This is a genomic window from Allosphingosinicella sp., assembly GCF_036387215.1.
GTDB lineage: Bacteria > Pseudomonadota > Alphaproteobacteria > Sphingomonadales > Sphingomonadaceae > Allosphingosinicella.
This window is the reverse complement of sequence record NZ_DASVUE010000441.1, coordinates 1-6,579: the sequence shown is the minus strand read 5'-3', so window position 1 is coordinate 6,579 and position 6,579 is coordinate 1. Positions and strand designations below refer to the sequence as shown.

General features: G+C 67.4%; 7 protein-coding genes. 5 read left to right on the top strand and 2 right to left on the bottom strand.

All coding sequences use genetic code 11. The features are described from left to right. From VF662_RS16795 to VF662_RS16785, 3 genes are all read left to right on the top strand, one after another. Positions 1-642: chromate transporter (locus VF662_RS16795; protein WP_464143098.1), on the top strand; the 642-nt coding region annotated here is incomplete at its 5' end. A gap of 37 nt (positions 643-679) precedes the next feature. Continuing rightward, entirely contained in the window at positions 680-1,117 is a 438-nt protein-coding gene (locus tag VF662_RS16790; protein ID WP_464143097.1) for an RrF2 family transcriptional regulator, read from the top strand. Beyond that, positions 1,114-2,418 carry an FAD/NAD(P)-binding protein gene (locus VF662_RS16785; protein WP_464143096.1) on the top strand — a complete coding sequence of 435 codons (1,305 nt, stop codon included), beginning with the start codon at positions 1,114-1,116 and terminating at the stop codon, positions 2,416-2,418. Before VF662_RS16790 ends, VF662_RS16785 begins: the two co-directional genes overlap by 4 nt. Here the strand turns inward: VF662_RS16785 and VF662_RS16780 are convergent. Then, positions 2,415-3,758 carry a sensor histidine kinase gene (locus VF662_RS16780; protein ID WP_464143095.1) on the bottom strand — a complete coding sequence of 448 codons (1,344 nt, stop codon included), beginning with the start codon at positions 3,756-3,758 and terminating at the stop codon, positions 2,415-2,417. The genes VF662_RS16785 and VF662_RS16780 overlap by 4 nt on opposite strands. Beyond that, positions 3,748-5,142 (bottom strand): sigma-54-dependent transcriptional regulator, encoded by a 1,395-nt coding sequence (locus VF662_RS16775; protein ID WP_464143094.1) that lies wholly within the window; start codon positions 5,140-5,142, stop codon positions 3,748-3,750. Before VF662_RS16775 ends, VF662_RS16780 begins: the two co-directional genes overlap by 11 nt. Positions 5,143-5,369: 227 nt before the next feature. Here VF662_RS16775 and VF662_RS16770 point away from each other — a divergent pair, with 227 nt between their 5' ends. Then, positions 5,370-5,504, top strand: a complete 135-nt coding sequence (locus VF662_RS16770) for a hypothetical protein (RefSeq protein WP_464143093.1) — start codon at positions 5,370-5,372, stop codon at positions 5,502-5,504. A 144-nt stretch (positions 5,505-5,648) separates the two neighbouring features. Next, a partial coding sequence (locus tag VF662_RS16765) for an HlyD family secretion protein (protein ID WP_464143092.1) occupies positions 5,649-6,579 on the top strand: 931 nt, incomplete at its 3' end.

Sequence of the window (6,579 nt, the reverse complement as noted above, 5' to 3'; positions counted from 1 at the left end):
GCGGCGGCGGGTGGCGGCACATTCGCCGACATTGCGATCTTCTTCTCGCAAATGGCGGTGGTGACGTTCGGCGGCGCCTATGCGGTGCTCGCCTATGTCGCGCAGGCCGCGGTCGAAGGCTATGGCTGGCTTCGGCCGGGGGAGATGCTGGACGGGCTGGGGCTGGCCGAGACGACGCCCGGGCCGCTGATCATGGTCACGCAGTTCGTCGGCTTCCTTGGCGCCTACCGAAGCCCTGAAGGGCTGCCGCCCTTGCTTGCGGCCACGCTCGGCGGCCTTCTCACCACCTGGGTGACGTTCGTTCCCTGCTTCCTGTGGATCTTCATCGGCGCGCCTTTCGTCGAGCGGCTGCGGGAGAACAAGGCGCTCGCGGCGGCATTGTCGGCGGTGACCGCAGCGGTGGTGGGCGTGATCCTGAACCTCGCTTTGTGGTTCTCGGCGCACTTCCTGTTTCGCTCGGTGGACGAGCTGGACCTCGGCCCCCTGAGCATCGAGATGCCCGCCTGGAGCAGCATCGATCCGGCCGCGGCCCTGCTTTCGGCCGCCGCCCTGATCGCAGTCTTCCGGTTCAAGCTCGGCGTTCCGGCCGTGATCGGGGGAGCGGCGCTCGCCGGCATTCTTCTGAAAGCGCTCTTCCCCTGATGTTGTAAATGGTGCGATCAGAGCCCATTAGCCCAGCATGCTTTCTCAACGGACGCGATATACAATCCGGGCTTTGCTCCACCTCGCGGACCGATACGGTGAGGGGCCGGTGCAGCTTTCCGAGATCGCCGAGCGGCAGAACATCCCGGCCAAGTTCCTGACGGTGATGCTCTCCAGCATGCGGCGCGCCGGACTCGTCGAGACGATGCGGGGGCGCGAGGGCGGCTATTGGCTCGCTCGGCCGCCCAAGGAGATCAGCTATGGCGAGATCGTCCGGCTGACCCGGGGATCGCTCGGCCTGCTGCCCTGCGCAAGCCGGCTCGCCTACCAGCAATGCACCAATTGCATCAGCGAGGATAAGTGCCGGCTGCACCGGGTGATGCTGATGGTGCGCGACGAGACCGCGCGCATCCTGGACGGCCTCAGCCTTGCCGACGCAGTTCCCGCCGAGGGGCTGCTGGAGCCGAAGCTTTGAGCCTCAGGCGCCTCGCCATCATCGGCGGCGGATTTTCAGGAACGCTCGCGGCGATCCAGCTGCTCCGCCGGGGCCATCAGGTGACCTTGATCGAGCGCGCGGAGCGGGTCGGGCGCGGCGTCGCCTACAGCACGCCGCACGCCGACCATCTTCTCAACGTGCGCGCGAGCGGGATGAGCGCCTTCCCGGAGGAGCCCGACCATTTTTCGAACTGGCATGGTGAGGCGAGCGACTTTGCCGAGCGGCGGCGGTACGGCGACTATCTCCGGCAGCTGCTCGCCGCAGCTTCGGAAGAGGCGGGTGATCGGTTGTCCGTGGTGAGCGGTGAAGCGGTGGACGTCGTCGCATCGGACGGCAGAGAGGCCGTGCTCCTGGAGGGCGGGGACCGGATCGAGGCGGATGCCGTCGTGCTTTCGGTGGGCAACCTTGCGCCCTCGGTGCCCCGGACGATCGCGCCGGAGCTTGCGGGCGGGCGGGTCTATGTCTCCGATCCCTGGGCTGGTGACTTCACCGCGGGGCTGGCGGAGGACGATGTCGTCCTTCTGATCGGCACCGGCCTCACTGCGATCGACGCTGCCTTGATGATCGAGAGCAGCGGCTTCCAGGGCCGGACGATCGCAATCTCACGCCGCGGAATGGTGCCGCGGGCGCATGCGGAGCCGGCGCCGCCGCCGAAGCTGGAAGAGGTTCCGGAGCCGCGGTGCACGAGCCTCGTCCGAAGCGTCCGCAGCCAGGCGGCGCGGATTGGCTGGCGCGTAGCGGTCGACCAGCTGCGGCCGGTGACGCAGCGCCTGTGGGCCTCGGCCTCCCCGGAGGAGCGGCGCCGCTTCCTTCGCCACCTGCGGCCTTACTGGGACGTGCACCGGCACCGGATCGCGCCTTCGATCGCCGAGCGGATCCGGAACATGGTCGGTGACGGGCGGCTGCAATTCGCAGCGGGCAAGATCCTCGCGACCCGCGCCGAGGGCGACCATGTCTCGGTCGAGTGGCGCCCGCGCGGTACGGAGAGCGCCAGGACGTTGAGGGTCGCGCGCATCGTCAACTGCACCGGCCCCGAGGCGGACATAAGCCGCGCCGACGAGCCTTTGCTGAGGAACCTGGTGACATCCGGCCGCATCCGCCCGGACGTGTGCCGGATCGGCATCGACATCGACGAGGATGGTCATGTCATCGGCGCGGACGGAACCGCATCGAAGAGCATCTATGCCATCGGCCCAATGACCCGCGGCGCCTGGTGGGAGATCGTCGCCGTGCCCGACATCCGCGGTCAGGCCGAGGCGCTGGCGCGGACGATCGCCTAGATCACGATCCTGAAGAGTGCGCCGCCGCTCTTGCTTTCCAGGAGGTTGATCGAGCCCCGGTGGGCGAGCACCACCTGACGGGCCAAGCTGAGGCCGACGCCGGTGCCCTTCGCCTTGGTGGTGAAGAAGGGGAGGAACACGTCCTGCCGGAGGTTCTGAGGGACGCCGGGGCCGTTATCCGACACTTCGATCTGAGTCCGCCCCGCACGCGTCGTGGAAAAGGAGAGGCAGACGGCGGGCTGCTCCGTATGCGCCTTCGCGGCTTCGGCGGCGTTCTTGAGGAGGTTGATGATCACCTGGAACATGAGGTCCGGATCGGCATCGAGAGTGAAACCGTCGCGTGGGATCTTGAGCGTGAAATCGAGGTTTTCGGCGGCCGCGCTGGCGCGGAACAGGGCCTCGATCTCCAGCGCCCAATTGTCCCCGTCGAACAGCCGCCGCCGGACCTCGGGCGTGCGGCTGATCTGGCGATAGCTTTCGACGAAATGCATGACGCCGTCCGCGCGCCTCGCGAGCGTCTCCACCGCCGCGCGGGCGTCCGCAACGTCCCGGTCCCCGCCCTTGTCGGCCTGGCCCATCAGGGCGGCGGCGGTGTGGGCAAGCGAGGTCACGGGGGTCATCGAGTTCATGATCTCGTGGGTGAGCACGCGCACGAGGTCGCTCTGGGCGGCGATCTCGACTGCGTTCAACTCGCCCTGGATCGGCTGGACCGCGACCGCCTTCACGGTCGAGCCGAGGCGGTGGACGATCGCGGCGCTTACCATCGCGGTTTGCGGTACGCTGTCGAGCGTGATCGGCACCAGCCGGGGGCGTCCCACGGCGCTTTCGTCGGCAAGGCTGTTGGCGAAGGCGTCTCCGTAGATCCGGAAGTCCTCGACCCGCACCCCCTGATGGCGCGACAGAAGCCGCCGCGCCGCTTTGTTGGCGAGCTCGATCCGTCCTTCCCGATCGACCGTCAGGAGCGGCGTCGGCGCGTCGTCGAGCACAGCCTCGAAGAAGCGGTTGTCGTCGCTCAACCGGTGCCGCTCCTCGCGCAGCCGGCGCATGCCCTGCTCGAGCGCCTCGCCGAATTCGCCGAAGCCGCTCCCTTCGTGACGATGGGTGAAGTTCTGCGAGAGGTCGCCGAAGCGCACTGCGTCGACGAATCGCGCGAGTTCGACGTTGGTGCGCTGAATGTAGCGCCAGAGGCCCGCCACTGCGCCGACGCAGATGATCGCGGCGAGGAGGCGCGCGGCGCCGAGCCCCTCGATGCTCAGCGAATAGACGAAGCCGAAGGCTGTGAGCAGCAGCAGCGCCACGCGCCACAGCAGGCCGAGGACGAAGCGCCGCTTAAAGCCCATGCTTTTCCATGCGCCGGTAGAGCGAGGCGCGGGTGAGGCCGAGCTCGGCCGCGGCAAGCGAGATGTTGTAGGCGTGCTTCTTCAGCGCCGCTTCGACGATGTTCTTCTCCGCACGGTCGAGGTTGAGATCGCTCGGCGGCACCGGCGGCGCCGGCGTGGGTGCTCGAGCGACGGTGCGTGACAGCGAGAAATCCTCGACGGTGAAGGCCTCGTCCCCGGCAAGGATTACGGCGCGCTCGGCCGCATGACGAAGCGCGCGGACGTTGCCGGGCCAGTCGTAGGAGACGAGCTGCGCCGCGACGTCCTCGGGTAGCCTTCGCACCGGCTTGCCGTACTTCTTCGAATAGAATCCGACATAATGCTCGATCAGGAGCAGGATGTCCTCGCGCCGGTCCCGGAGCGGCGGAAGGTCGATCTCGACCGTGTTGAGCCGGAAGAGCAGGTCCTGGCGGAACAGGCTCTCGTCGGAGAGCCGGTCCGGCGGCAGGTTGGTGGCGGCGATCACGCGCACATCGATCGGTACCGGCTTGTTCGCGCCGACCGGGATCACCTGGCGCTGCTCAAGGGCCGTCAGCAGCTTCGGCTGGAGGTGAAGCGGCAGATTGCCGACCTCGTCCAGGAACAGGGTGCCGCCGTCCGCGGCCTGGAGCCGTCCGATGCGGTCGCCGCGGGCGTCGGTGAAGGCGCCCTTCACATGGCCGAACAGCTCGGATTCGAACAAATTCTCGGCAACTGCGCCCAGATCGACGGAAACGAGCACATTGTCGGCGCGGCGCGAGCGGCGGTGCAGCTCGCGCGCGACGAGCTCCTTGCCCGTCCCGTTCTCGCCGAGGATGAGGACGTTCGCTTCAGTCGGCGCCGCCCGGTCGATCAGCGAATAGATGCGGGCGATAGAGGGCGAGCGGCCGAGCAATGGCGTTTCCCCGACGGCCGTCGGCGCTGCGATGGCGGCGGCCCGCTTCCGCTCCTTCACCACCTCCTGGCGCGAGTTGCGGAGCGCGGCGGCGGTTCGGACGGTGGCGAGCAGGCGCTCGTTGGACCAAGGCTTGGAGACGAAGTCGGTAGCGCCGCGCTTCATCGCCTCGACCGCGATCTGGACGCCGCCATGAGCGGTGATCATCACCACCACGGCCTCGGGATCGCGCTTCAGGATCTCGGCAAGCCAGTGGAAGCCCTCGGCGGCGTTGGTGGCGCCGCGTCCGAAATTCGCATCGAGCAGGATCACGTCCGGCCGCTCGCCCTCCATCGCCGCAAGTGCGTCTTCGGGCGACTGGAAGGTGGCCACTTCGCCGAACAGGTCGCGCAGCAGCAGCTTTGCGGACAGCAGGATGTCGGGATCGTCGTCGACGATCAGGCAGCGCCCGAATGCATTCCCCCTCACCACCCTCGCTCTCCTAATGCCTATCGAAAGAGCGACAAACAATTTCCGTGCCAGACCCGACCGGACCGTTCGCAACCGGACACCGTGCGTCCGTTGCCGGACAGGCTCGCGTTGCCGCCCGGCAGCTTCGCGCTTCGGAAAATGGCTGAAATGCGCGCTTCTCGCGAAATGGCACGGCTGATGCTGAGCATGTCGGGCACGGCCATGAGACCGTTCAGAGGAGAATCACGATGAGCAATTTTCAGTCTTTCGCGGGCGGAGCGGTCTGGATGGCGGTCGCCGCGATCCTGATGCTGATGACCTTCGAGCCGGTCCAGGTCGGCCATGAGGCCGCTGTGCCGGCCGCGCGCCACGCCGCCATCTAAGACCGGGGCCGGGGGGATGTCCGCAGCCGAACAGCATCTGTCCGAAATCGGACAGCGGGAGGGGTGGGAGAGCACATTCTCGCGCCGCACTCCCGTCGCTGCGGTGGCACGATCGTTGCTTTCATTCATCCTGGAGACAGGTGGATGAGCGTGATCAGAATTCCAAAAGCGGAAGCGGAGCCGAGGCTTCAGAGCGGCGGGGCGATGGACCGCGTCGTCGAGACGAAGGGCCTCTCGAAGCAGGTGAAGATCGCCATCGGCGTCGGGCTCGTGCTCATTGCTGCCTTGATCTTCTACCTGATGGCGCCGAGCGCGAGCAGCCAGACCGTGGCCGCCGATCGGGTGACGATCTCGACCGTCCAGAAGGGGCGCTTCGACGACTTCCTTCCGCTTCGGGCGCGAGTGACGCCGCTCGTGACCGTCTTCCTCGACGCGGTCGAGGGCGGGCGCGTGGAGCAGGTGCTCGTCGAGGACGGCGCGATGGTCCAGAAGGGGCAATTGCTCGCGGTCCTGTCGAACTCGGAAATCCAGCTCAACCTGCTCCGCAGCCAGTCCGACGTTTCCCGCGAAGTGAACTCGATGCGCAGCCAGGAGCTCGCGCTCGCGCAGACCAGCATCCAGGACGAGCGGGCGGTGATCGATGCGCAGCTCGCCGCCGACAAGGCGAAGCGCCAGTTCGAGACCCAGAAGCCGCTGATGGAAAAGGGCTTCGTTCCCGCCAAGGTGTTCAACGACAGCCGCGACGAATATCTGTCGATGCAGCGCCGGGCGGAAGTTCTTCGCCGCGCGCGGGCGATCAACCAGCGGCTGCAGACGAGCCAGTTGGCGGAGCTCAGGGCGTCCAACGCCTCCCTCAGCGGCAGCCTCGATATCGCGCGCTCGACGCTTGACGCTCTCAACCTCCGCGCTCCAGTCGCGGGGCAACTGACCGCTTTCTCGATCCAGGTCGGCCAGTCGCTGAACCGCGGCGAGCGGCTGGGCCAGATCGACAGCGCCGGGCGCTCTAAGCTCGTCGCCCAAGTGGACGAATTCTATTTGGGACGCGTCGAGCCGGGGCAGATCGCGACGGCGGAAT